The sequence below is a fragment of the Arthrobacter sp. CJ23 genome (assembly GCF_024741795.1).
Lineage (GTDB): Bacteria > Actinomycetota > Actinomycetes > Actinomycetales > Micrococcaceae > Arthrobacter.
In genome coordinates this window covers 1,762,235-1,786,503 of record NZ_CP102950.1, presented here as the reverse complement: position 1 = coordinate 1,786,503, position 24,269 = coordinate 1,762,235, and the positions used below count along the sequence as shown (strand labels likewise).

Here is a 24,269-nt window from a genome sequence, read left to right as displayed (position 1 = left end):
GCCTAGAGAATGCCGAGGTTGCGCTTGAGCTCGTACGGGGTCACCTGGAGCCGGTAGTCCTGCCATTCGGCCCGCTTGTTGCGCAGGAAGTGCTCGAAGACCTGCTCGCCGAGGATCTGTGCCACGAGCTCGGATTCCTCCATGGCCCGGATGGCATCGTGCAGGCTGGCCGGCAGCGGGGCGTGGCCCATGGCCCGGCGTTCCGCCGAGGTCAGCGACCAGACGTCGTCCTCTGCTGCCGGGGGAAGCTCGTAGCCTTCCTCGATGCCCTTGAGTCCGGCGCCCAAGAGCACGGCGTAGGCGAGGTAGGGGTTCGTGGCGGAATCGATGCCGCGGTATTCGATCCGGGCGGACTGGCCCTTGCCCGGCTTGTACAGGGGCACACGGACCAGCGCGGAGCGGTTGTTGTGGCCCCAGCTCAGGTAGCTCGGCGCTTCTCCGCCGCCCCAAAGACGCTTGTACGAGTTCACGAACTGGTTGGTGACTGCCGTGAATTCGGGGGCGTGCTTGAGGATGCCGGCAATGAACTGCCGCGCCGTTGTGGAGAGCTGGAACTCGGCGCCGGCCTCGAAGAAGGCGTTGGTGTCGCCTTCGAACAGGGAGAAGTGCGTGTGCATGCCCGAGCCCGGGTGGTCCGTGAACGGCTTCGGCATGAAGGTGGCGTAGGTGCCCTGCTGAAGGGCCACTTCCTTGATGACGGTGCGGAACGTCATGATGTTGTCCGCGGTCTGCAGGGCATCCGCGTAGCGCAGATCGATTTCGTTCTGGCCGGGACCGCCCTCGTGGTGGCTGAACTCGACCGAGATGCCCACCGACTCCAGCATCGTCACCGCGGTGCGGCGGAAGTCCTGGGCCACGCCGCCGGGGACGTGGTCGAAGTAACCGCCCTCATCCACCGGAACGGGGTAGCCGCTGGCGTCGAGCTCCTTGGACTTCAGGAGGTAGAACTCAATCTCCGGGTGCGTGTAGCACGTGAAGCCCATGTCGGCGGCCTTCGCGAGCGTGCGCTTGAGGACGTTGCGGGGATCGGCAGCCGAGGGCTCGCCGTCCGGAGTCAGGACGTCGCAGAACATCCTGGAGGTCTGCTCGGTCTCGCCGCGCCACGGCAGGATCTGGAAAGTGGAGGGGTCCGGCTGGGCCAGCATGTCGGACTCGAACACGCGGGCCAGACCTTCAATGGCCGAACCGTCGAAGCCCAGGCCCTCCTCAAAGGCGCCCTCGACTTCCGCCGGCGCCAGTGCCACGGATTTAAGCGAACCCACGACGTCGGTAAACCACAAGCGTACGAAGCGCACGTCACGCTCTTCGATCGTCCGCAAAACGAACTCTTGCTGGCGGTCCATGGGGCCTCTTCTCCGGTTCAACGTCCACGCCGCGGCTCCAGGATGAGGAGGCGCGCGGCAGCTCAGCTTTTACTCTACTAAGCATTGGCTCCGAATGGCGGCGCCGAAGCGGCCGCGTAACACAGCGTTTACAAACGGGAGCTTCGCCACACTCCGGTGGCCCGGGCCGCCGGCACCGCTTAGGCTCTATCCCATGGCCTCAAGCAACCATCCCGAATCCAGCACGCCCGCAGAGTCGCCCGCACCCTACGGCACCGGCCCGGCAGCCGCCGGCGCAGCGCAAGGCGGCGCAGCGAGGAAACCCCTTGCCCGGATCCGGACGCACCACCTGCAGCAGGCCAAGAACGACGGCGGACATTTCGCCATGCTCACGGCCTACGAGCAGTACACGGCCGAGATCTTCGACCAGGCCGGCATCGAGGTCCTGTTGGTGGGCGACTCGGCGTCGAACAATGTCTTCGGCAACGAAACCAGCCTCCCCGTCACCGTTGACGAACTCCTCCCCCTGTGCCGGGCAGTCGCGCGCTCCGCGCACCGCGCCCTGGTGGTCGCGGACCTGCCGTTCGGCAGCTACGAGGTCTCCGCCGAACAGGCCGTGGCCACCGGCGTCCGCTTCCTCAAGGAGGGCCTGGCCCACGCCGTCAAGATCGAAGGCGGGGCGTTCTACGCCAGCACCGTACGCGCCATGGTCCAGGCCGGCATCCCCGTCATGGCCCACATCGGCTTCACCCCGCAAAGCGAACACTCGCTCGGCGGCTACCGGGTCCAGGGCCGCGGCGACGACGCCCAGCGGCTGGTTGACGACGCCGTGGCGCTCCAGGACGCCGGCGCGTTCTGCGTGCTGATGGAAATGGTGCCCGCCGAAACCGCCGCAGCCGTTGATGCGGCGCTGCGCATTCCGACGGTGGGCATCGGCGCCGGCAACGTCACCACCGGGCAGGTCCTGGTGTGGCAGGACATGGCCGGCCTTCGTGGCGGCAAGATGGCTAAGTTCGTGAAGCAGTACGCGGACCTGCGCGGCATCCTCAGCGAAGCCGCCACGGCCTACGCGGAGGACGTCCGCTCGGGCCAGTTCCCCGGCCCGGAGCACACGTTCTAGCGACGGACGCTCTCCCCCAGGCCCGCAAGCCCGCCAGGGCCCCTCGCGCGTCAGCGACTTACGCGCTCCCCAAGCTCGCAAGCTCGCCAGGGGCCCCTCGCGCGTCAGTCTTGGTCGTCCTGCTTGTCCCACGCGTCGTTGCGCGCCTTGACCTTTTCCAGGGCGTGCTCGGCTTCCTCGCGCGTCTTGTACGGCCCGATCAGCTGCGTCCAGTCGGACATGGCGTCCTCTTCGATCTCATGGGTCCTGACGTTGTACCAGAACTCCGTCACGTTTCCTCCTCGGTGCGTGGGCCACGCCTCCGCGTAACGTAGGCAGGCTCACCGGCCAATGCCGGGCTTTTGTTACTTGCGTCTCGTGGGTGCCTTATATGATCAATCTATGCCTTCTCTCGCTTCGACTGCACCCATCGGCACGCTCACACAAGGAACCGTCAGCCCCGAGCTGCCCGTACCGGCGTCGATCCCCCGCCCCGAATACGTGGGCAAGAAGGCTCCCGCGAAGTTCACGGGCTCCGAGATCAAATCCGCGGACACCATCGAGCGCATCCGCATCGCAAGCAGGATCGCGGCCCAGGCCATCGTGGAAGTCGGCAAGCACATCCAGCCCGGCGTCACCACGGACCAGCTGGACAAGATCGGCCACGAGTTCCTCCTGGACCACCAGGCCTACCCCTCCACCCTGGGCTATCGGGGCTTCCCCAAGTCCCTGTGTTCCTCGCTCAATGAAGTGATCTGCCACGGCATCCCCGACTCCACGGTTGTCCAGGACGGCGACATCCTGAACATCGACATCACGGCGTTCATCGGCGGCGTGCACGGAGACACCAACTACACCTTCCTGGTGGGGGACGTGGACGAAGAGTCCCGTCTGCTGGTTGAGCGTACGCAGGAGTCGCTCAACCGCGCCATCAAGGCCGTGGCCCCGGGCCGCGAAATCAATGTGATCGGCCGTGCCATCCAGTCCTACGCCAAGCGCTTCGGCTACGGCGTGGTCCGGGACTTCACCGGCCACGGAGTGGGAGAGGCCTTCCACACCGGCCTCATCATCCCGCACTACGACGCCGCCCCGGCCTACAACACGGTGATCGAAGCCGGCATGGTCTTCACCATTGAGCCCATGCTCACGCTCGGTACCATCGAGTGGGACATGTGGGCGGACGACTGGACCGTGGTCACCCGCGACCACAAGCGCACGGCACAGTTCGAACACACGCTGCTGGTCACCGAGACCGGCGCCGAAATCCTGACCCTCCCCTAAGCACTCCGGAAGGTCGCCTGCAGCCACCGGGGCTGCGCCATGCCCACCCCTCCTGCCATGAACGGAAATGACTTGACCAAGAAGGACGAGAAGACCCACAAGAACGCCCCGCTGATCGGCATCGACATCGGCGGAACCGGCATCAAGGGCGGCATCGTCGACCTCAAGAAGGGCAAGCTGCTCGGAGACCGCTTCCGCATCCCCACGCCGCAGCCTGCCACCCCCGAGGCCATTGCCGACGTTGTTGCCCAGATCGTGGAGGAGCTCTCAGGCCGCCCGGAGGCCCCTGCCGAAGGTTCGCCGATCGGCGTCACCTTCCCCGGCATCATCCAGCATGGCGTGGTCCACTCGGCCGCCAACGTGGACAAGTCCTGGCTGGAAACCGACATCGACGCCGTCCTCAGCAAGCGTCTCGGCCGCCCCGTTGAGGTCATCAACGACGCCGATGCCGCCGGCCTGGCCGAGGCCCGCTACGGTGCCGGCGAAGGCGTGGACGGTACCGTCCTGGTCATCACCCTCGGCACCGGCATCGGCTCGGCGTTCATCTTCAACGGCCAGCTCGTCCCCAACGCCGAGCTCGGCCACCTCGAGGTGGACGGGCACGACGCCGAAACCAAGGCCTCCGCCGTCGCCCGGGAACGCGATGAGCTGAGCTGGGACGAGTACGGCGTACTCCTGAACCGGTACCTCCAGCACGTGGAGTTCCTCTTCTCCCCGGAGCTCTTCATCATCGGCGGAGGAATCTCCAAGCGCTCGGACGAATACTTCCCGCACCTGGAGCTGCGAACCAAGATCGTCACTGCAGAGCTGAAGAACGACGCCGGCATCGTGGGCGCCGCACTCGAAGTCGCCCTGCACCACAAACTGGCCAAGTAGCGGTTTGAACCGCCCCGGCCCCGATTCCGTACCGGCCGTTCCGGCCGCCCCGGTGGCGATTGTCACCGGGGCGAGCCGCGGCATCGGGGCGGCCATCGCCAGGAGCGCAGCCCGCGCCGGCTACGCCGTCGTCGTCAACTATTCGGCCGACGCCGACGGCGCGACAGCGGTGGCAGGCAACATCACCCGTGAGGGCGGCACCGCCGTCACAATACGCGCGGATGTCAGCAAGCCCGTGGACGTAGGGCGGCTGTTTGAGTCTGCCTCGGAACTGGGGACGGTCACCGCCGTCATCAACAATGCTGCCGTGACCGGCGACCTCATCGGCACCCTCGTGGAGGTACCGAGCCATACCGTGCAGCGCGTGATCGACGTCAATGTGGCGGGCATGATCTTCATGTGCCAGGAGGCCGTCCGCCGCCTGTCGACCGAGCAGGGCGGCCCCGGCGGATCCATAGTCAACATTTCCTCCACGGCGACCAAGGCCGGCTCACCGGGCACCTGGGTGCACTACGCGGCGAGCAAGGGCGCAGTGGACGTCCTGACCACCGGGCTGGCGGCCGAAGTGGCCAAGCAGGGAATCCGGGTCAACGCCGTGGCACCCGGGAGCACGAACACCGGGCTGCACGCGGCTGCGGGGATGCCCGACCGGGTGGAGCGGCTCAATCCGGGTATCCCGATGGGCCGCGGAGCCGAACCTGAGGAAATCGCCGCAGCGGTCATGTGGCTGCTTTCGGAGGACGCCGGTTACATCACCGGAGCGGTGCTGCCGGTTTCGGGCGGCAGGTAAACCCTGTGGCGTTTGGGGCCGGTGGAGGCTGCGACTTCCCCTTCGCAGCCGCCACCGGAGCTAGAGCTGGCTCTTTCCGGAGCCTTGGGCCTGGACTTCCCGTCCGACGCCGTCCTTGACCTGGGCCTGGGCTTGGGCCTCGTGGCGCAGGAGCGAAATGGCGGACTCGAAGTCCTCCAGGGACTCGAAGGCCTGGTAGACGCTGGCGAAGCGAAGGTAGGCCACTTCATCAAGCTTCCGGAGCGGGCCGAGGATGGCCAGGCCAACGTCGTGGGCCTTGATTTCGGCGGCGCCGTTGGAGCGGATGACCTCTTCGACTTCCTGGGCCAGCATCGCGAGGTCGTCTTCCGTGACAGGCCGCCCCTGGCAGGCCTTGCGCACGCCGTTGATGACCTTGATCCGGCTGAACGGTTCGCCCACGCCTGAGCGCTTGACGACCGAGAGGCTGGTGGTTTCCACAGTGGTGAAGCGGCGGCCGCATTCCGGGCACTGCCGGCGGCGGCGGATGGAGGATCCGTCGTCGGCCATGCGGCTGTCCACGACGCGGGAGTCAGGGTTACGGCAGAACGGACAATACACGTCGGGCCTCCCTGATCGGCTCCGGCAGACCTGGGCGCGCCCGGCGGGCGGGAACGCAACTGGTGCCGGAAGTTTTGCTTCCGGCACCAGTTTACGTCCGCAACTGCGGTAATGACAAGCTTGTCATTACTACATGTAGTGCTGGGCACCCATAGATGTAGTGGTCAGCCTTCGCTGGCGAAGCGGATGGTGACAGCGTCACCATGGCCGGGCAGGTCCTCCGCACGGGACAGGCTTACGATGTGGCTGCTGACCTGCTCAAGCGCTGCCCTGCTGTAGTTGATCAGCTGGACCGCGCGCAGGAACGTGGTGACGTTCAGGCCGGAGGAGAACGCTGCCGTGCCGCTGGTCGGCAGGACGTGGTTGGAGCCTGCACAGTAGTCGCCCAGACTGACGGGGCTGTAGTCGCCCACGAAAATGGCGCCGGCGTTGCGGATCCGGGCGGCCACGGCAGCCGCGTCCGCCGTCATGATCTCGAGGTGCTCAGCCGCATAGGCGTTGCACACGGCGATGCCCTGCTCGAGGTCATCCACCAGGACCACGCCGGACTGCGGTCCGGACAGCGCCTCGCGTACGCGGTCGCCGTGCTTGGTAGTGGCGGCCTGCAGCGCAAGTTCGACGGCGACGGCGTCGGCAAGGTCAGCGGAATCGGTCACGAGGACCGAGGCCGCCTTGGGGTCGTGTTCGGCCTGGCTGATGAGGTCCGCAGCCACGAGTTCCGGGCGGGCCGTGGCATCGGCCAGGATGGCGATCTCCGTGGTGCCGGCCTCGGAGTCGATGCCCACCACGCCCTTGACGAGTCGCTTGGCGGTGGCCACGAAAATGTTTCCCGGGCCGGTGACGACGTCCACGGGCTCGATGGGCTCTTCACCGTCCGTTCCGGGGACACCATAGGCGAAGGATGCAATGGCCTGGGCGCCTCCGATGGCGTAGACCTCCTCGATGCCCAGCAGCGCCGCGGCGGCAAGGATGGTGGGGTGGGGCAGGCCGCCGAAGTCCTTTTGCGGCGGCGAGGCCAGGGCGATCGACTCGACGCCGGCGGCCAATGCAGGGACCACGTTCATGATCACGGAGGACGGGTAGACCGCGAGGCCCCCGGGCACGTACAGGCCCACACGGCCCACCGGGATCCAGTTCTGGCTCACCACGGCGCCGTCCGCCAGTTCGACGTCGACATTTGCCGGGCGCTGCCCCTCGGCGAAGCGGCGGGCACGGCTGATGGATTCTTCCAGGGCCGAACGGACAGCGGGGTCAAGCTCCGCCAGCGCCCCGGCGAGCGCCGCGGCCGGAACACGCGGGTGGGACTGCTCCACGCCGTCGAACCTCTGCGCCAGTTCGCCCAGCGCCGCGAAGCCGCGGGAGCGCACTGCCGTGATGATGTCCAGGACCTTGCTCTCGGCGTCGGCCATCGTCTGATGCTGCGCCCGCGGGACGGCGGCACGCAGTTCCGCCAGCGACAGGCGGCGGCCGCGGAGGTCCAGGCTGCGGAAGTCCAGTGTCTGGGCGGTGGTGATGGCAGAGTTATCCGAAGAAGTGGTCACTGGCCCATTTTACGGTGCCCGCACCGGGCCTGCGGTTCACCGGCGGATTGCTACGGCCGGGCCGGGGCACCGGGATCCGGCTTGTCGGTCATGAGGGACCACAGGTTCAGCAGGAACGTGACGAGTGCAGTGGATCCGGGCCAGAGGCACAGCACGGCGAACGACCGCAAGGAGAACGCGTCGTCGGCGCCCAGTGCGGGGTCCAAGGCCGGCCCCCACCATTGGGCCGCCAGCAGTCCGGACAGCCAGGCGATGACGCCGCCCAGGGCCCCGCCGGCGATGGCGAGCACGATGCGCCGCAGGGCGTCGGGCTTCCGGTTCTTGCCGTCCAGGAGGACGGCGGTGGAGCAGCCGGCCAGGAGGAACAGCCCCGCCAGGACAAGGTCGCGGGGCAGCCACGACTCCGGGTTGGCCGTCGCGGCCAGCTCCGGGTTGCCGGAAACCAGGTTCAGTCCGCCCGGGGCAAGCAGCCACCAGGCGAGGCCCAGGACCACGCCGGAGGCGCCGGGGAGGGCCAGCCAGCTCAGCTGGCGTCCGCCCTGGCGCGCGATGCCGCCGTCGGGTGCGGCATCGGTCTGGCTGTTCCATGCGGGCAGGGTCATGCACCTCACATTAACAAACCTTTACCGCCCCTCAACAATAGGGGGCCGCGCCCGCCCGGGGATACTCTGGGCAGAGAAGTGGAAATGCGTCGTCATACAGGAGATTGAGCAACGTGGCACCGGAAAACTCCGCCTTTGAACGGACCTTCAAGGAAATGTTCAGGAGGCATGCCGCCGGTGTCGCCATCATTACGGCCAATCTCAACGGCAAGCCCTTCGGCTTCACAGCCACCTCGGTGGCATCCCTCTCGGCCGATCCGCCGCGCTTCACCTTCAACATGGCGCGGAGCGCCAGCTCCTGGCCGGCCGTGGCCAACTCCACGTACATCGGCGTGCACATGCTCGGTCTGGAGAACCAGGAACTCGCCAACCGCTTTGCCCGGACTCGGGACCGCTTCGAAGGCGACCACTGGGAGCCGGGGCCGTACGATGTGCCGATCCTCAAGGACGTCACGGGCTGGCTGATCGGCAAGATCCAGATGCGGCTGTCCTTCGAGAACAACGCCGTGGTGGTAGTTGAGGTGGTCGAAGGACAGCTCGGCGGCGACGGCACTCCCCTGCTGTACCACGACGGCGGCTACAGCCAGCCGGCACCGATCGACTACGAAATCTAGCCCGGCCCTGGCTGTCGGGCCAGGCCCGGCTGCTGGCCCGGCCCGGCTGCTGGCCCGGCCCTGCCCTAGTTGTCCAGGCAGGCCGGGCCGAGCAGGACCTTCAGGTCGCCGAACAAGGAGGGCGTGGGGTTGACCCGCAGGTGCACCGGCAGCGCCATGACCTCCACCTTGGTGTCCCCCGTCAGGTGCAGGCGCACTTCCGAGTTGCCGCGGTGCGTGCGGAGCACGTCCCGGAGATCGGTCACTACGGCCTCGGTGGCCTTGTGCGTGGGAAGGGTGATGACCAGGGGCCCGTTGACGCCTTCGCTGAGGTCGGGGACGGACAACTCCATGCAGTTCAGGGTGACGGCGCCGTCGTCGCGCCTTTGCAGGCGTCCCTTGACCACGACAATCAGGTCCTCCGCCAGCACCGAGGCGATGGGCCCGTAGACCTGGCCGAAGAACATGACTTCGATCGAGCCGCCCAGGTCCTCGATTTCGGCGCGCGCATAGGCGTTGCCGCTGGCCTTCGCGATCCTGCGGCTCAGCGAGGTGATCATGCCCGCGATGGTGACGATCGCGCCGTCGTGGGGCCCTTCTTCGCCGATGAGCGTGGTGATGGACTGGTCCGAGTGCTGGCTCAGCAGCCCTTCCAGGCCCTGCAGCGGGTGGTCGGAGACGTAGAGGCCCAGCATGTCGCGTTCGAAAGCCAGCTTGTCCTTCTTCTCCCACTCGGGAAGGTCCGGGATCTCCGTGGTCAGGGACGCCTCGGGCTCTTGGTCCTCGAAGCCGGCGAAGAGGTCGAACTGGCCAATCGCCTCGTTGCGCTTGAGCGTGATGACGGAGTCGATCGCTTCTTCATGGATCATGGCCAGGGCGCGGCGGTGATGGCCCAGGGAGTCGAACGCGCCGGCCTTGATGAGCGATTCGATGGTGCGCTTGTTGCAGACCACCGCCGGGACCTTCATGAGGAAGTCCTTGAACGAGGTGTAGGCGCCCTCGCTGGCGCGGGCGGCCACCATGGCTTCGACCACGTTGACGCCCACGTTGCGGATGGCCCCCATGCCGAAGCGGATATCTTCGCCCACAGGGGTGAAGTTCAGGGCCGACTCGTTGACGTCCGGCGGCAGGACGGTGATGCCCATGCGCCGGCACTCGTTGAGGTAGATGGCCGATTTGTCCTTGTCATCGCCCACCGAAGTGAGCAGGGCGGCCATGTACTCCGGGGCGTAGTGCGCCTTCAGGTACGCGGTCCAGTAGGAAATCACGCCGTATGCGGCCGAGTGCGCCTTGTTGAAGGCGTAGTCGGAGAACGGAAGCAGGATGTCCCACAGCGTCTTGACAGCGGCCATGGAGTAACCGTTGTCCTGCATGCCCTGGGAGAAGCCGGCGAACTGCTTGTCCAGCTCGGACTTCTTCTTCTTGCCCATGGCGCGGCGCAGGATGTCTGCCTGGCCAAGGGAGTAGCCGGCCAGCTTCTGCGCCACGGCCATGACCTGCTCCTGGTACACGATCAGGCCGAAGGTCCCGCCCAGGATCTCGGAGAGCGGTTCCTCGAGTTCCGGGTGGATCGGAATGACGTCCTGGATCTTGTTCTTGCGCAGGGCGTAGTCGGTGTGTGCGTTGGCACCCATCGGGCCCGGCCGGTACAGGGCCAGCACGGCGGAGATGTCTTCGAAGTTGTCAGGCTTCATGAGCTTGAGGAGGGACCGCATGGGACCGCCGTCGAGCTGGAAAACGCCCAGGGTGTCGCCGCGGGCCAGCAGCTCGTAGGAGGCGGCGTCGTCCAGCGCCAGGCCTTCCAGGTCGAGCTCGGTGCCGCGGTTCATCTTGATGTTTTCCAAGGCGTCGGAAATGATCGTGAGATTCCGCAGCCCCAGGAAGTCCATCTTGATCAGGCCGAGGCCCTCACTCGTGGGGTAGTCGAACTGGGTGATGACCTGCCCGTCCTGGATGCGGCGCATGACGGGAATGACATCGATGATGGGGTCCGAGGACATGATGACGCCGGCTGCGTGCACGCCCCACTGCCGCTTCAGGCCCTCGATGCCTAGGGCGGTCTCGAAGACCTTGGCCGCTTCCGGGTCCGTGGCGATGAGCTGGCGGAAATCGCCGGCCTCGGAATAGCGCTTGGCCTCGGGGTTCTGGATGTCCGCCAGCGGAATGTCCTTGGCCATCACCGCGGGGGGCAGAGCCTTGGTAAGGGTTTCACCCATGCTGAACGGGTAGCCCAGCACGCGGGAGGAGTCCTTGAGCGCCTGCTTGGTCTTGATGGTGCCGTACGTGACGATCATTGCAACACGTTCGTCGCCGTATTTCCGGGTGACATAGTCGATCACTTCGGAGCGGCGGCGATCATCGAAGTCGACGTCGAAGTCGGGCATGGAGACGCGGTCCGGGTTGAGGAAGCGCTCGAAGATGAGGCCGTGCTCCAGCGGATCCAGGTCGGTGATGCGCATGGCGTAGGCCACCATGGAACCGGCGCCGGAGCCGCGGCCCGGGCCCACGCGGATGCCGTTGTTCTTGGCCCAGTTGATGAAGTCGGCCACCACCAGGAAGTAGCCCGGGAAACCCATCGAGGTGATGACGTCGAGTTCGTAGTCTGCCTGTTTGCGGACCTTGTCCGGAATGCCGTTGGGGTAGCGGTATTCCAGGCCGGTGGCCACTTCCTTGACGAGCCAGGAGGTTTCGTCCTCCCCCGGCGGGCAGGGGAAGCGGGGCATGTAGTTGGCGCCGGTGTTGAAGGAGACTTCACAGCGCTCGGCGATGAGCAGGGTGTTGTCGCAGGCTTCGGGGTGGTCCCGGAACAGCTCGCGCATCTCCTGCGGTGACTTCAGGTAGTAGCCGCTGCCGGAGAAGGCGAAACGGGAGCCGCCGTTGTCGTAGGTGGGTTCCAGGAGGGTGGAACCGGACTGGATGGCGAGCAGCGCCTCGTGCGCCTTGGCGTCGTGCTCATGGGTGTAGTGGAGGTCGTTGGTGGCCACCAGCGGGATCTTCAGTTCCTTGGCCAGGCGCAGCAGATCGCCGGTGACGCGGCGTTCGATGTCCAGCCCATGGTCCATGAGTTCGCAGAAGTAGTTCTCGGCACCGAAAATATCCCGGAACTCGGCGGCGGCTGCCACGGCCTCCTTGTACTGGCCCAGCCGGAGCCGGGTCTGGACTTCACCCGAAGGGCAGCCCGTGGTCGCGATGAGGCCTTCGGAGTGCGTGTTGAGCAGCTCCCGGTCCAGGCGCGGCCATTTGCCGAATACGGCGTCCAGCGAGGCAATGGACGAGGCCCTGAAGAGGTTCCGCATGCCGGCGTTGTTGTAGCTCAGCAGGGTCATGTGGGTGTAGGAGCCACCGCCGGAGACGTCATCCTTGCGTTGGCTTTCGTCGCCCCAGCGCACACGGCTCTTGTCGCCACGGGCCGTCCCGGGGGTCACGTAGGCTTCGATGCCGATGATCGGCTTGATCCCCTTGTCCGTGGCCTTCTTCCAGAAGTCGAAGGCGCCGAAGAGGTAGCCGTGGTCCGTGGTGGCGAGGGCGGGCATCCCGAGGCGCTCGGTTTCGTCGAACAGCTCACCGAGCCGGGCCGCGCCGTCGAGCATTGAATACTCGGTGTGGGTGTGCAGGTGGACGAACGAGGCATTGCTGGAAGTCACCACGACAGTCTACCGTCGCGGGGCCGGAACGGCTTTCGCCTGCCCGGACCGCGGCCGGGTTACTGCCCGGCTTGCCGCCGGAGCAGCGATGCCGCAACTCCGGCCTCGACGGCGTAGAACACGAAGGGCGGGATGTCCTTGTTGGCCGCCAGGACGGTGCCGAAAACGGGCGCAGAGGCCGCCGCCGCGACCACGGCCCCGCGCGGGGCCGGCAGGCACGCAAGTGCCCCTGCCAGGGCCGCCAGTCCGGCAACGTGGAGCCAGGAGTACGTCAGGAAGGGCCATGAGGCACCCCGGCGGTAGGCGAAGCGCTCAAGATCACTGGCCCTGTCGGCCAGGCACCACACGAACAGGGGTGCCCCGGCCAGCAGCGAAGCGGCTGCGAGGCCCGCAAGCTTCCGCGCCTTTCCGTGGGGCAGCCCCGCGGCAAGCCCGGCGAAAGCCACTGGAACGACGGCGGTTCCCACCGCCGTCAGGTGCTGCCCGGCAACCCAGCGCCAGCCGGATTTTTCGAGGATCGCCAGGCGGGCGGCGGGGTCCTGCGTGAGGTACACGCGCTGGGCCGGCGAGACTCCCACAAACCAGAGCACGGCCCCGGCGACGACGGCCGCGGGCGGCCTGTTGAGCGTTTCGCTCCGGACTCCGCGCACCTCATGCCTCCTGCCATGCCGGCTGGTGTCCTGATGCACTGATGAGCTGGTGAGCTGGTGAGTCGATGAGCCAATGAATCAGCGTGCCGGTGGTGCCAAAACGCTAACCCCGGCCGCGGGCGGCGTCAACGGTGTGCGGTGAACCGGACGTCTCAGGCGTCCCCGCTGGCTAGCAGGTCCAGAGCGTACTGCAGGTCTGCCGGGTAGTCGCTGGTGACTTCCACCCAGTCGCCGGTGCGCGGGTGGGTGAAGCCAAGCTGGCGGGCGTGCAGCCACTGCCGGGTCAGCCCCAGGTTGGCGGCCAGGCGCGGGTCCGCCCCATAGGTGAGGTCGCCGGCACAGGGGTGGCGCAGGGCCGAGAAGTGCACGCGGATCTGATGCGTGCGGCCCGTCTCCAGGTGCACCTCCACCAGGGTTGCCTTGCCGAAGGCCTCAAGGACCTCGTAGTGCGTGACCGAAGGGCGCCCGTCCTCGATCACGGCGAAGCGCCAGTCGTGGCCGGGATGGCGGCCGATGGGGGCGTCAATGGTGCCTTCCAGCGGCTCGGGCAGGCCCTGGACCACGGCGTGGTAGACCTTGTCCACCGTGCGTTCCTTGAAGGCACGCTTGAGGATTGTGTAGGCGTGCTCGGTCTTGGCCACCACCATCACACCGGAGGTGCCGACGTCGAGCCGGTGCACGATCCCTGCGCGCTCCGCGGCGCCCGACGTCGAGATCCGGTACCCGGCACCGGCCAGGCCGCCCACCACGGTGGGCCCCACCCAACCCGGCGAGGGGTGGGCCGCCACGCCTACGGGCTTGTCAATGACAACGAAATCCTCGTCGTCCAGCAGGATCTTCAGGCCTTCCACAACTTCCTCCACGACTTCAAGGGGGTCCCGCCGTTCGGGAATGGTGACGTCCAGCATGGTGCCGGCCACCAGCTTGGCGGACTTGCCAAGGGCGGTGCCGGCGCAAGTGACGTTGCCTTCCGAGATCAGCAGTGCGGCGGCGGAGCGGGAAATGTCCAGGAGCTTGGCCAGGCCGGCGTCGGCCCGTGTCCCGCCGAGTTCCTCGGGAACTGCAACGGACTCACTCACCGGCGGCCTCCTCTGTGTTTGCGGCAGCCGCCGGCTTGCCGGCCTTGGCTGCCGGCTGCTGGCGCGAGCCGTCCAGGCCGATCCCCCGCAGCGTCAGCAGGCAGATGATCACCACACCGGAAACGACGGCGGAATCGGCGATGTTGAAGATCGCGAAGTTGGGCAGTTGGATGAAATCCACCACATGTCCCATGGCGAAGGACGGTTCCCGGAAGAGGCGGTCCGTTAGGTTGCCCAGGGCGCCGCCGAGCAGGAGACCCAGGGAGAGGGCCCACCAGGCCGAACCAAGGCGGCGGAGCTGGAAGAGGATGGCCACGGACACGCCCGCCATGATGATCGAGAAGACCCAGGTGACGTTCTCGCCGATGGAGAAGGCCGCTCCCGAGTTGCGGATGAAGTACCAGTGCAGCAGGGGCGGGAGTACGGGAATGCGCTCGCCCTCCACCATGGTGCTGGTGACCCAAAGCTTGGTCAGCTGGTCGAAGGCGTAGGCAAAGACGGCAAAACCGGCAAACAGCCAGAGCATGGCCGGGCGCCAGGTGTGGCGGACTATGGGGGCCGGCAGTGTGGTGCCGTCCGTGTGTTCGTCGGTCATAGTGCTTTCATTCGGGAACCGTGGCGGGCTGCTGACTAGGCGTTAACAGCAAAGGCCGGCGGCCGAGGAGTCCTCAGCCACCGGCCTTTAGAATACTTGCTTAGACGTCAGCAGTCGCTTCGCCGACCTCGGGGGCGGCAACGGAGCCACGGGCGTCAAGATCGCGCAGCTGGCCTTCGATGTAGGCCTTGAGGCGCGAGCGGTAGTCACGCTCGAAGCCGCGGAGCTGCTCCACCTTGCGTTCCAGGACGGAGCGCTGCTGCTCCAGGGCGCCGAGGATCTTGCGGGACTTCTCCTGGGCATCGTTGACCAGGCTGGAGGCCTCGATCTGTGCCTCGGCGATGATCTTGTCCTTCTGCTGGGCACCGTCTGCGACGTGCTTGTCGTGCATCTGCTGGGCCATGGCCAGCAGGCCTGCAGCGGATTCGGCAGAGGGGGTGACACCCGCGGCGGCTGCGGGGGCCGGAGCGGCTGCGGCTGCAGCCTTCTCGGCTTCCTTTGCCTTGGCAGCGGCGGCAGCCTTGGCTTCGGCCTCGGCCTTTGCTTCGGCTTCCTTGTCAACCTTGACGGGGGCAGGAACCTTTTCGACCACGGGGGCTGCGGCAGTGGCTGCGGGCACGGCGGCACCGCTCTCGCCCAGCTTCTTGCGGAGCTCGTCGTTTTCCTGGTTCAGGCGACGGAGTTCGACGACGATCTCGTCGAGGAAGTCGTCTACCTCATCCTGGTCGTAGCCTTCGCGGAACTTGGTCGGCTGAAAGCGCTTGTTGACAACGTCTTCTGGCGTCAAAGCCATCTGGTCACCTCATTGGTCTAGTTAGTCAGTAGGCCTTCCGGCCGTTCAAAACTACGGTACCTAAATATCGTCTGGTTCCTCCAATTCAACACCATCGTGTTGGATTGGAGAATTCACGGGCCTGGACCAGTGGGAACGCTGCCGTTCCCCGGGCCCCGCTTCGCGGGAAAATCTATGTCAAGCCAAGTGTCACGGCCATCAGGATGTAGACGACTATGAACAGGATCAGGAAGCCGAGGTCGAGGGAGACACCACCCAGCTGCAGGGGCGGCACCAGCCGCCGCAACCGCTTGATCGGCGGATCAGTGACCGAATACACAACATGCGCGGTGACCAGCGCGGCGCCGCGCGGCCGCCACTGCCGGGCGAACATCTGGACCCACTCAAAGACAAGCCTGATGATCAGAGTGATGAAAAACAGCAGCAGCGCTATATGGATAAGGCCGAAAACAATGCCCACGAGTTAGCTCAGATCTCCCACTTGTTTTGGATTGTTGCTCGGTCCCTATTATTGCAACACAGATGCCAGGCCGGTTGACCCGCCTGGCATCTGGAAATTCTGTTGTCAGCTCTGGTTGAAGAAGCTGGCCTGCGTTTCGCTGGCCTTCTTGTCGTCCCCGATGACCTCAACGTACGACGGCGAGAGCAGGAAGACCTTGTTCGTCACGCGTTCGATGCTGCCGTGCAGGCCGAACACCAGGCCGGCGGAGAAGTCGACGAGCCGCTTGGCGTCCGCTTCCCCCATGTCTGTCACGTTCATGATGACGGGGATGCCGTCGCGGAAGCTCTCGCCGATGATCTTGGCATCGTTGTAGGAGCGGGGGTGGACGGTGGTAATCTGCCTCAGGCCAGAGACGTCTTCGCGGCTTGCTGCCGCACGCTTGATGGGTGTCACGGGTGCGCGGTATTCCTCTTCGGCGACAAGATGGGGTACTTCACGGACAACTTCCCGGACGGGGGCAGGAGCACGGCGTTCTTCACGCTCACGGTCCTCGGAGTGGTCCTCGTCCTTGTGCGCTGCGTGGGGCTCAGACTCGTAGTGGTCCTCGCCGTCGGCCAGCCCAAGATAGATCATTGTCTTGCGCAAAGCGCCAGCCATGGTGGACTCCTATCGTGTCTGCAGTAGGCGGGCCGCCATGACTTGACGTTGTTGGAATCCCGGCCCGTCGTTCCAATACTTTGACGCTACCGCACGGCCGGCCTTGAACCGAGAATATCGGATCCGATCCTCAGGTGTGTCGCCCCGAATTTGATCGCCGCTTCAAGGTCCTGGCTCATGCCGGCGGAGACCCCGACGGCGGCCGGGTGATTGGCGCGCAGGGCCGCCGATATCCGGGCGAGCCGTTCGAAGGCCGCTTCGGGGTGGGCACCGAGGGGCGCTACGGCCATGACACCGGCAAGGTGAAGGCCCGCGGCCGATTCGATCCGTTCCGCCAACAATCCGAGCTCGTCAGGAGCGGCCCCGCCGCGGTGCTCACCGCCGTCGTCTTCGAGGCTCACCTGGATGTAGCAGTCCAGGTCCGGCCGCCCTGTTGCGTCCTGTTCGCGCGCCACAGCCTTGGCGAGGGCATCGGCGAGCTGGAGGCGGTCGACGGACTGCACCGAATGCGCGTACTTGACCACGGATTTGGCCTTGTTGCTCTGAAGCTGGCCGATGAAATGCCAGCGGACATCCAGGCCGCTGAGCTCCGCCGCCTTGGCAGACGCCTCCTGGTCTCGGTTCTCGCCGACGTCGGCAACCCCAAGGGCCACGAGACGGCGGACATCCGCTGCGGGATGGAACTTGGTGACGACGACCAGGAGGGGCTCATCGATGCGTCCCGCAGCCAAGGTGGCCGCACTGATGCGGTGGCGCACGGCCGCCAGCCGTTCCCGGAGCACTGCGCTGCGCTGGTCGACAGGACGGGCGTCGCCGGCGGCGTCCTGGGCTGCGGGGTGGGGGTGATCAGTCATGCGTCCATACCAAACCTGCGAATCGACCGCTCTGCGGATCGCGCCGGTAGGAGAAAAGTGAGTCGTTTTCCAGTGTGCATTCGCCGGAATAGGCAAGGTCCACGTCAACAGCCGCCAATTGTGCCCGGACGCCTGCGGGGAGATCGAGGCCGGGGGTTCCCCAGGACGTCTCCGACCAGGTGGCCGGCTCAATCATGGCGACTGCGGCTCGCATGTCCGCGGGGACCTCGTAGCAGGCGCCGCACACGGAGGGGCCGATCCAGGCGCGGATGCCCGTGGCTCCGCGGAGCCGCATCTCCGCCACGGTTGCCGGAACCACGCGCGAGGCTACGCCGGGGCGGCCGGCGTGGGCCACGGCCAGGATGGGCTTGTCCGGGGCGGGGCCTTCACCCAGCAACACCACGGGAACGCAGTCGGCCACCATGACGGCGAGGGGCTGGCCGTCGGAGACCATGGCGTCGGCGGTGGGGCCGGGACCCAGGGCGTCAATGAATTCCACCGTGTTGCCGTGGACCTGGTCCATGTACTGGAAATACCGGCCGCCGAGCCCCGCTGCTGTTTCCAGCGCGGCCCGGCGGGCCATCACTTCTTCGGGGTCATCTCCCACGTGCAGGGCCAGATTGCCGGCGCCCGCGTCGGTGAAGGCGAGCGATACGCCCGGCCGCACTTCATTCCGCCACCAAAACACCGGTAACTGCGTCTCCTGAACTTTGCGGAGGACTTCCTACTTCAGGAAGTCCGGGACGTCGAGGTCGTCGGTGCGGCTGCCGGACAGGTCCGGCTCCACCACGGCGGGAAGGTCGACGTCGAAGCCGGAGTCCGCAGGCAGGGCGGAGGGGCGCTGCTGGCCCCAGTTGCTCAGGCCCGAGGCGCCGATGCTGGCGGGGACGTGGTGCGGTGCGGCGGCGTGTGCCGGGGCGGATGCCGGAGCAACCGCGCGTTCAACCGGCGCAACCGCGGGACGCGACTGGTCCATGGACGGCGAGGTGGCCTTGACGTCGTCGAAGCCGGCGGCAATGACGGTGACACGGGCCTCGTCACCCAGGGCGTCGTCAATGACGGCACCGAAGATGATGTTGGCCTCCGGGTGGGCCACTTCCTGGACCAGTCGTGCGGCCTCGTTGATTTCGAACAGTCCGAGGTCGGAGCCGCCCTGGATGGAGAGCAGGACACCGTGGGCACCGTCGATGGAAGCCTCGAGCAGCGGGGACGCGATGGCCAGTTCCGCGGCCTTCACTGCGCGGTCTTCGCCACGGGCGGAGCCGATGCCCATGAGCGCGGAGCCTGCACCCTGCATGACCGACTTGACGTCGGCGAAGTCAAGGTTGATCAGGCCCGGTGTGGTGATGAGGTCAGTGATGCCCTGGACGCCGGAGAGGAGCACCTGGTCAGCGGAGCGGAAAGCGTCCAGGACGGAGACGTTGCGGTCGCTGATGGACAGGAGCCGGTCGTTCGGGATGACGATCAGCGTGTCGACTTCGTCGCGCAGGGCGTCGATGCCGGCCTCCGCGGAGCCCGCACGGCGGCGGCCTTCGAAGGTGAACGGACGGGTGACAACACCGATGGTCAGCGCACCCAGGGAGCGGGCGATGCGCGCAACGACGGGGGCACCACCGGTTCCGGTGCCACCACCCTCGCCGGCGGTGACGAAGACCATGTCCGCGCCGCGCAGAACTTCTTCGATCTCATCGGCGTGGTCCTCTGCAGCCTGCTTGCCGACCTCCGGGTTGGCGCCGGCGCCCAGGCCACGGGTGAGCTCGCGTCCGACGTCGAGCTTGACGTCCGCATCACTCATGAGCAGCGCCTGCGCGTCGGTGTTGATCGCGATGAATTCGACGCCGCGAAGGCCGACTTCGATCATCCGGTTGACTGCGTTCACGCCACCGCCGCCGATGCCGACGACCTTGATGACGGCCAAGTAGTTCTGCGGTGCTGCCACGTTTCGTGCCCCTTGCTTGTGTCCTATTAGCGAAACTGATCGAGTCCAACGTGAAGTCTGGACCTTAACCCTCTAGTTGAAGGTTGTTGTTATGTCAAGTAACTCTACTGGTGACCGTATTTCCTATGGTTCGCACATTCAATGACCGCTTCCGCGTGTCGCCTGAATGGGGCGAAATAAGGCCCTGTCCGGTCACTTGTTACCTGCTGCTGCCTCTATTTGGTGAATGGATGCCGCGGTGTGCTGACGTCGTAGACGTTGATGGGAACCTTGGGGTTCGGCGGCATCTTCAGGAGAGCCTCCAGCGCCTTGGCTTTGAGCTCTTTGTCCTCGGCATTGCCCCACACTACCGTCTTGCCGTCGTCCAGGCGCAGCTCCACGGCGTCCGCCGACTTGGCCGAGGCCGCGGAGAGCTTTGCCAGCACGTCCGCAGGGAGGGTGTCCAGGACGGCGGTGATGACCTTGAACAGCTCGGTGTTGGTGGTGCCGGCGCCTGCATCGATCAGCGGAAGCGGCACCTCGGCGGGATCCTTCGTGACCCCGAGGTGGATGCCGTCCACATCGACCATGACGTACGACTCCCCCTGCTTGGCCAACGCCACGGGCACGCGTTCGACAACATGCACCAGCAGTTCCGACGGCGGCCTGGCCTCGATGGTCGCCGAGCGGACCTGAACGAGCGGTTTGAGGAGCTCCGTGACTTCCTGCTCGCTGAGCTGCGGGAGCGGTTTGCCCTCGACGGCGGCGAGTGCCTTCTGCACGGCGGCCGGAGCCAGCAGCTTGGTTCCGTCCACGGTGATGGTCTGGACCGCAAGGACCGGAGAGTAGACGGCCCCGGCAACCACGGCGGCCACAAACGCTGCCACGGCTGCGGCGACCCACAGGAGGATGCGGCGTTTCCGACGCCCCTTGGGCTCCGGGAACTCGATGACATTGCTGCCGGGCTGTGGACTCTTGGCCTGCGGACTCTTGGTCTGCGGCTTCCCGGACTGCGGCGCCTCGGGTTCGATGGCACGCTCGGCGCTGATGACGGCGCCGGATTCCGACGAAACGCCCGGCCGGGACGTCGCGCCGGGCCTGAGGCCAGGTTTCCGGGGGCTAGCCACCGAGGGCCTCGACGATCCGCGGCCCGTAGGAAGTCACGTCCCCCGCGCCGACGGTCAGCACGATGTCGCCCTGGCCGGCCGCTGCCAGCACTGCGGCCACTGCGTCCTCGCCTGCAGCCACAAGGCCCCCGAACGTCAGGTGCTCGGTGATCAGCGTGCTGGTGACGCCGGGGATCGGGTCCTCCCGGGCCGGGTAGATGTCCAGGACCAGCGCGGTATCGGCCGTGTTGAGCGCCTCGGCAAATTCGCGCGCGAATTCACGGGTCCGGGAGAAAAGGTGCGGCTGGAACAGGACATGGACCTTGTTCCCGCCGGCCACAGAGCGGGCGGCCGACAGCGCGGCCCGGACTTCCGTGGGGTGGTGGGCGTAGTCGTCGTAGACACGGATTCCGCCCCCCTCGCCCTTGAACTCGAACCGGCGCGAGGCGCCGCTGAAGTGGCCCAGCGCGGCAGCAGCGGCTGCGGCATCCACCCCGAGCTCGACGGCAACGGCGAAGGCAGCGGCCGCGTTGAGGGCGTTGTGCCGACCGGGGACCTGGAGGTCCAGACGGTGGCGTTCGCCGCCGTCGGACACCCAGACGTCGCCGGGTCCGCCGTCGTACAGCCGGATATCGGCGTCCTCGGAGGTGCCGTACGTCAGCACGCGCGTGGTCCCTCGCTCCGTGGTGCGCGCGGCCAGGGCACGGGCGCCGGCGTCGTCGGCACAGGCCAGCAGGGCTCCGCTGGCGGGCAGGAGCGCCGCGAACGCATCAAAGGAGGCGTACACGGCCTCGGCCGTGCCGTAGTGGTCCAGGTGGTCGGCCTCGACGTTCGTGACGACCGCGATCAGCGGCCGGTAATTCAGGAAGGAACCGTCGGATTCATCCGCCTCTGCCACGAAGATGTCCGAGGCCCCGTGGGCAGCGTTCACGCCGAGGGCCGGCACGTTGGCGCCGATTGCGAAGGACGGGTCCAGTCCGGCCTCCTTCAGGAGGACGGCCACCATCGAGGTGGTGGTGGACTTGCCGTGCGTTCCGGCGACAGTGACCACGCGGTCGTTCGCCATGGTGGCGGCCAGGGCCTCGGAGCGGTGCAGCACCGGGAGGCCTGCGGCACGGGCGGCCGCGAGTTCCGGGTTGTCGGCCCGGATAGCGGATCCGGCCACGACGGTCTGGGCATCGCCGAGGTTCTCCGCTGCGTAGCCGACCGCGATCCTGGCGCCGGCGGCCGCGAGGTCTCGCATGACCGGGAGATCCTTGGCGTCGGAACCGCTCACGGCAACACCGCGGGCCACCATGATCCGGGCCACGGCGGACATGCCCACGCCGCCGATCCCAATGAAGTGGACACGGCCAAGGGACGGGAGTTCAAGCTGGGGTGTCATGCGGATACCGCTTCCAGGACAAGATCAGCCATGCGCTGATCGGCGTTTCTGATGCCGAGTGCCTCGGACCTCCGGGCCATGTCGTCGAGCCGCTCCTTGTCCCCGAGCAAGGGGATCAGCTCGGCCGCCAGCCAAGCGGCGCTCAATGCCTTATCGTCCACTAGGAGGGCTCCCCCGGCCTCTACCAGGGCAGCGGCGTTCAGGGCCTGCTCGCCGTTGCCGATGGGCAGGGGGACGAAAACGGCGGGGACGCCGACGGCTGCCACTTCGCTGACCGTTGCGGCTCCGGCGCGAGCCAGGAGGACATCGGCGGCGGCGTACACGTTTTCCATGCCGTCCACATATTCCACCTGCCGGTAGCCCTCGGCGGCCAGCAGGCCGCCGTCGGCGTCCACGACGGCCTTCCCGCGGCCGGTGATGTGCAGTGTCTGGATGCCGGCACCGGCCAGGGCACCAAGGGCGCCGGCGATGGTGCGGTTGATGCTCAGGGCTCCGGAGGAGCCGCCGGTGACGATCAGGGCGGGCCGGCCGGCGTCGAGCCCCAGCGCTGCCTTGGCCGCGGGCGCGGCAGCGGCGCGGTCCAGGCCGGAGATGGCCCGGCGCATGGGCATGCCCACATGGCGGGCGTGCCGCAGGCGGGTCCCGGCGAAGGCCACTGCGACGTGTTTGCTGAAGAGCGCGCCAACGCGGTTGGCCAGGCCCGGCCGCGTGTTGGCCTCGTGGATGACGATGGGGATCCTGCGGCGGCGCGCGGCCAGGTACATGGGGGTGCAGACATAACCGCCGACACCCACCAGCACGTCCGCGTGGGCCTCGTCCAGGATGCGGCCGGCCTGCCGGACCGCGCCCGCCAGCCGGCCCGGGAGCTTCAGGAGATCGAGGGACGGCTTCCGCGGGAACGGCACGCGGTCGATCGTCGCCAGTTCGTAGCCGGCCTCGGGCACCAGGCGCGTTTCCATGCCGCCCGGGGTACCCACGGCGAGGATGGCCGCCTCCGGGCGGGATGCCTTCACGGCGTCGGCGATCGCAAGGAGCGGGCTGATGTGGCCCGCCGTTCCACCGCCGGCAAGGACCACGGACAGGGGCCCTGTGCTGGGCTGGGGCTCGGAGCCTGGCTGGGGGGCTGCGGCTGGCTGGGGCAAGGACTCGCGATTCATGAAGTGCTAATACGCTTTCGTGCAGTTTTCGAAGGACGCCACGGGAACAGCCGGGGGCGGTGGCTGGGAGCCAGCTGGGACCGGGCCAAAGACAACACTACGCCCACCCCGCATAGCGACATCACCAACGCAGAACCGCCATAGGAGATGAATGGCAACGGCACGCCGATAACCGGGAGCAGCTGCGTGACCACCGCCATGTTCATGCATGCCTGACCCAGGAGCCAGACCATGATTCCGCCGGCCAGGGTGCGCTGGAAGGGATCCTTCTGGCGGACCACCACCCGGAAGATGGCGATGCCCAGGATGGCGAAGAGCACCAGCACCACGGTGGTGCCCACGAGTCCCAGTTCCTCGCCGATGATGGCGAAGATGAAGTCGTTGTGGGCCTCGGGGAGCCAGTTGTACTTCTGCCGGCTCTGGCCGAGTCCGAGGCCGGTCCAGCTGCCCTGCGCCAGTCCGTACATGCCGTTCGTGGACTGGAATGCGAAGTCGAACTGCTCAATGCAGCTTTGTGAGGGGTTGCCGAGCCAGGACGTGATGCGGCAGATGCGGTTGGCGCTGCTGGCGGTGGCAACCGTGGCGCCGATGGCGCCTATGACGCCGGCGATCAACAGCATCCGTGCGGGAACACCGGCGAAGAACAGCCCGGCCGCCAGGATGGCCGCGATAACGATGACCGTGCCGAGGTCGTTGCCCAGCATGACAAGAACAATGACCAGCCCGGCCCCCGGAATAACGGGGATGATGACGTGCCACCAGCGGTGGAGCAGTTTCTGCTTCCGCGCCAGCACGGCCGCGATCCAGATGCACAGGACCAGCTTGGCGGTCTCCGAGGGTTGGAGCGTAACCCCGCCGAAGTCGATCCAGTTCTTGTTGCCGTTGACGCTGCGGCCCATGACCTGGACGAGGACAAGCAGAACGACCACGGCGCCCAGGGCCCACCAGGACAACCTTTTCATCCAGCTGACGTCGGTGCGGGAGATGACGTACATCCCCACCACCCCGATCGCCCCGAAGCCGGCCTGCTTCATGGCGTCGGCGTACGGCGACTTGCCCTCGGAAATGGCTTCGACGCTGGACGCGGAGAGCACCATCATGATGCCGATGGCCGTCAGGGCCAGCGCACAGCCGAGGATCAGGTAGTACGTGGAGCTGTTGGGGGCCTTGCTCTTGCCCTCAACCCGGTCCCAGAAGCCGCGGAGGTGTCCGCGGAGCCCGGAGGGCCGCTTGGCATCCTTCGCCACGGGCCGGGTCTGCCCTCCTGCGGGTTCCTTGCCGCGATTACGGGTGGGCGTGCTGACCAT

24 protein-coding genes are annotated in these 24,269 nt (G+C 66.8%); 5 read left to right on the top strand and 19 right to left on the bottom strand.

What is annotated here, in order from left to right; translation table 11 throughout:
- Window positions 1-2: 2 nt before the first annotated feature.
- Complete coding sequence (locus tag NVV90_RS07925) at window positions 3-1,343, bottom strand: glutamine synthetase family protein (RefSeq protein WP_258440631.1); 1,341 nt, start codon at window positions 1,341-1,343, stop codon at window positions 3-5.
- 193 nt (window positions 1,344-1,536) lie between these two features.
- Between NVV90_RS07925 and panB the strand changes: the two genes are divergently transcribed.
- Window positions 1,537-2,442, top strand: a complete 906-nt coding sequence (gene panB / locus NVV90_RS07920) for a 3-methyl-2-oxobutanoate hydroxymethyltransferase (protein WP_258440630.1) — start codon at window positions 1,537-1,539, stop codon at window positions 2,440-2,442.
- A gap of 104 nt (window positions 2,443-2,546) precedes the next feature.
- Here panB and NVV90_RS07915 read toward each other — a convergent pair whose 3' ends face one another.
- The gene (locus NVV90_RS07915) at window positions 2,547-2,714 is read right to left on the bottom strand and encodes an SPOR domain-containing protein (protein ID WP_258440629.1); all 168 of its coding nucleotides are present in this window, start codon (window positions 2,712-2,714) and stop codon (window positions 2,547-2,549) included.
- 109 nt (window positions 2,715-2,823) lie between these two features.
- Between NVV90_RS07915 and map the strand changes: the two genes are divergently transcribed.
- The 3 genes from map (at window position 2,824) to NVV90_RS07900 (ending at window position 5,368) form a co-directional block, all read left to right on the top strand.
- The gene (gene map, locus NVV90_RS07910) at window positions 2,824-3,702 is read left to right on the top strand and encodes a type I methionyl aminopeptidase (RefSeq protein ID WP_258440628.1); all 879 of its coding nucleotides are present in this window, start codon (window positions 2,824-2,826) and stop codon (window positions 3,700-3,702) included.
- Window positions 3,703-3,774: 72 nt separating this feature from the next.
- Window positions 3,775-4,578, top strand: a complete 804-nt coding sequence (gene ppgK / locus NVV90_RS07905) for a polyphosphate--glucose phosphotransferase (RefSeq protein WP_309304103.1) — start codon at window positions 3,775-3,777, stop codon at window positions 4,576-4,578.
- Window positions 4,579-4,582: 4 nt separating this feature from the next.
- Window positions 4,583-5,368, top strand: a complete 786-nt coding sequence (locus tag NVV90_RS07900) for an SDR family oxidoreductase (RefSeq protein WP_258440626.1) — start codon at window positions 4,583-4,585, stop codon at window positions 5,366-5,368.
- A gap of 60 nt (window positions 5,369-5,428) precedes the next feature.
- Here NVV90_RS07900 and nrdR read toward each other — a convergent pair whose 3' ends face one another.
- The 3 genes from nrdR to NVV90_RS07885 all read right to left on the bottom strand — a co-directional run bounded on the left by nrdR (window position 5,429) and on the right by NVV90_RS07885 (window position 8,090).
- The gene (nrdR, locus tag NVV90_RS07895) at window positions 5,429-5,947 is read right to left on the bottom strand and encodes a transcriptional regulator NrdR (RefSeq protein WP_258440625.1); all 519 of its coding nucleotides are present in this window, start codon (window positions 5,945-5,947) and stop codon (window positions 5,429-5,431) included.
- A 164-nt stretch (window positions 5,948-6,111) separates the two neighbouring features.
- On the bottom strand, window positions 6,112-7,488 hold the full coding sequence (gene hisD / locus NVV90_RS07890) for a histidinol dehydrogenase (RefSeq protein ID WP_258440624.1): 1,377 nt from the start codon (window positions 7,486-7,488) through the stop codon (window positions 6,112-6,114).
- A 50-nt stretch (window positions 7,489-7,538) separates the two neighbouring features.
- Complete coding sequence (locus tag NVV90_RS07885; RefSeq protein WP_258440623.1) at window positions 7,539-8,090, bottom strand: hypothetical protein; 552 nt, start codon at window positions 8,088-8,090, stop codon at window positions 7,539-7,541.
- Between the two features lie 155 nt (window positions 8,091-8,245).
- Here NVV90_RS07885 and NVV90_RS07880 point away from each other — a divergent pair, with 155 nt between their 5' ends.
- A complete protein-coding gene (locus tag NVV90_RS07880) occupies window positions 8,246-8,704 on the top strand; it encodes a flavin reductase family protein (RefSeq protein WP_258441106.1) in 459 nt (152 codons plus the stop codon).
- Between the two features lie 65 nt (window positions 8,705-8,769).
- Here the strand turns inward: NVV90_RS07880 and dnaE are convergent, their stop codons facing one another.
- The 14 genes from dnaE to ftsW all read right to left on the bottom strand — a co-directional run bounded on the left by dnaE (window position 8,770) and on the right by ftsW (window position 24,269).
- Window positions 8,770-12,327, bottom strand: a complete 3,558-nt coding sequence (dnaE, locus tag NVV90_RS07875) for a DNA polymerase III subunit alpha (RefSeq protein WP_258440622.1) — start codon at window positions 12,325-12,327, stop codon at window positions 8,770-8,772.
- A 59-nt stretch (window positions 12,328-12,386) separates the two neighbouring features.
- Window positions 12,387-12,977 (bottom strand): hypothetical protein, encoded by a 591-nt coding sequence (locus tag NVV90_RS07870; RefSeq protein WP_258440621.1) that lies wholly within the window; start codon window positions 12,975-12,977, stop codon window positions 12,387-12,389.
- Between the two features lie 152 nt (window positions 12,978-13,129).
- A complete protein-coding gene (locus NVV90_RS07865; protein WP_258440620.1) occupies window positions 13,130-14,056 on the bottom strand; it encodes an RluA family pseudouridine synthase in 927 nt (308 codons plus the stop codon).
- The gene (gene lspA, locus NVV90_RS07860) at window positions 14,049-14,651 is read right to left on the bottom strand and encodes a signal peptidase II (protein ID WP_258440619.1); all 603 of its coding nucleotides are present in this window, start codon (window positions 14,649-14,651) and stop codon (window positions 14,049-14,051) included. The genes NVV90_RS07865 and lspA overlap by 8 nt, the downstream gene beginning before the upstream one ends.
- A 100-nt stretch (window positions 14,652-14,751) precedes the next feature.
- Window positions 14,752-15,444 carry a DivIVA domain-containing protein gene (locus tag NVV90_RS07855; protein ID WP_258440618.1) on the bottom strand — a complete coding sequence of 231 codons (693 nt, stop codon included), beginning with the start codon at window positions 15,442-15,444 and terminating at the stop codon, window positions 14,752-14,754.
- A 172-nt stretch (window positions 15,445-15,616) separates the two neighbouring features.
- Window positions 15,617-15,904 carry a YggT family protein gene (locus NVV90_RS07850; protein WP_258440617.1) on the bottom strand — a complete coding sequence of 96 codons (288 nt, stop codon included), beginning with the start codon at window positions 15,902-15,904 and terminating at the stop codon, window positions 15,617-15,619.
- A gap of 105 nt (window positions 15,905-16,009) precedes the next feature.
- On the bottom strand, window positions 16,010-16,543 hold the full coding sequence (locus NVV90_RS07845; protein ID WP_258440616.1) for a cell division protein SepF: 534 nt from the start codon (window positions 16,541-16,543) through the stop codon (window positions 16,010-16,012).
- Between the two features lie 86 nt (window positions 16,544-16,629).
- Complete coding sequence (locus NVV90_RS07840) at window positions 16,630-17,397, bottom strand: YggS family pyridoxal phosphate-dependent enzyme (RefSeq protein ID WP_258440615.1); 768 nt, start codon at window positions 17,395-17,397, stop codon at window positions 16,630-16,632.
- On the bottom strand, window positions 17,390-18,085 hold the full coding sequence (locus NVV90_RS07835; RefSeq protein WP_258440614.1) for a polyphenol oxidase family protein: 696 nt from the start codon (window positions 18,083-18,085) through the stop codon (window positions 17,390-17,392). Before NVV90_RS07835 ends, NVV90_RS07840 begins: the two co-directional genes overlap by 8 nt.
- A gap of 36 nt (window positions 18,086-18,121) precedes the next feature.
- A complete protein-coding gene (gene ftsZ, locus NVV90_RS07830) occupies window positions 18,122-19,336 on the bottom strand; it encodes a cell division protein FtsZ (RefSeq protein WP_258440613.1) in 1,215 nt (404 codons plus the stop codon).
- A gap of 215 nt (window positions 19,337-19,551) precedes the next feature.
- A complete protein-coding gene (locus NVV90_RS07825; protein WP_258440612.1) occupies window positions 19,552-20,442 on the bottom strand; it encodes a cell division protein FtsQ/DivIB in 891 nt (296 codons plus the stop codon).
- Window positions 20,435-21,805, bottom strand: coding sequence for a UDP-N-acetylmuramate--L-alanine ligase (gene murC, locus NVV90_RS07820; protein ID WP_258440611.1), 1,371 nt, complete (start codon window positions 21,803-21,805; stop codon window positions 20,435-20,437). The genes NVV90_RS07825 and murC overlap by 8 nt, the downstream gene beginning before the upstream one ends.
- Complete coding sequence (gene murG, locus NVV90_RS07815) at window positions 21,802-22,962, bottom strand: undecaprenyldiphospho-muramoylpentapeptide beta-N-acetylglucosaminyltransferase (protein WP_258440610.1); 1,161 nt, start codon at window positions 22,960-22,962, stop codon at window positions 21,802-21,804. Before murG ends, murC begins: the two co-directional genes overlap by 4 nt.
- Window positions 22,959-24,269: a putative lipid II flippase FtsW gene (gene ftsW / locus NVV90_RS07810; RefSeq protein ID WP_258440609.1), complete on the bottom strand. Its 1,311-nt coding sequence runs from the start codon at window positions 24,267-24,269 to the stop codon at window positions 22,959-22,961. Before ftsW ends, murG begins: the two co-directional genes overlap by 4 nt.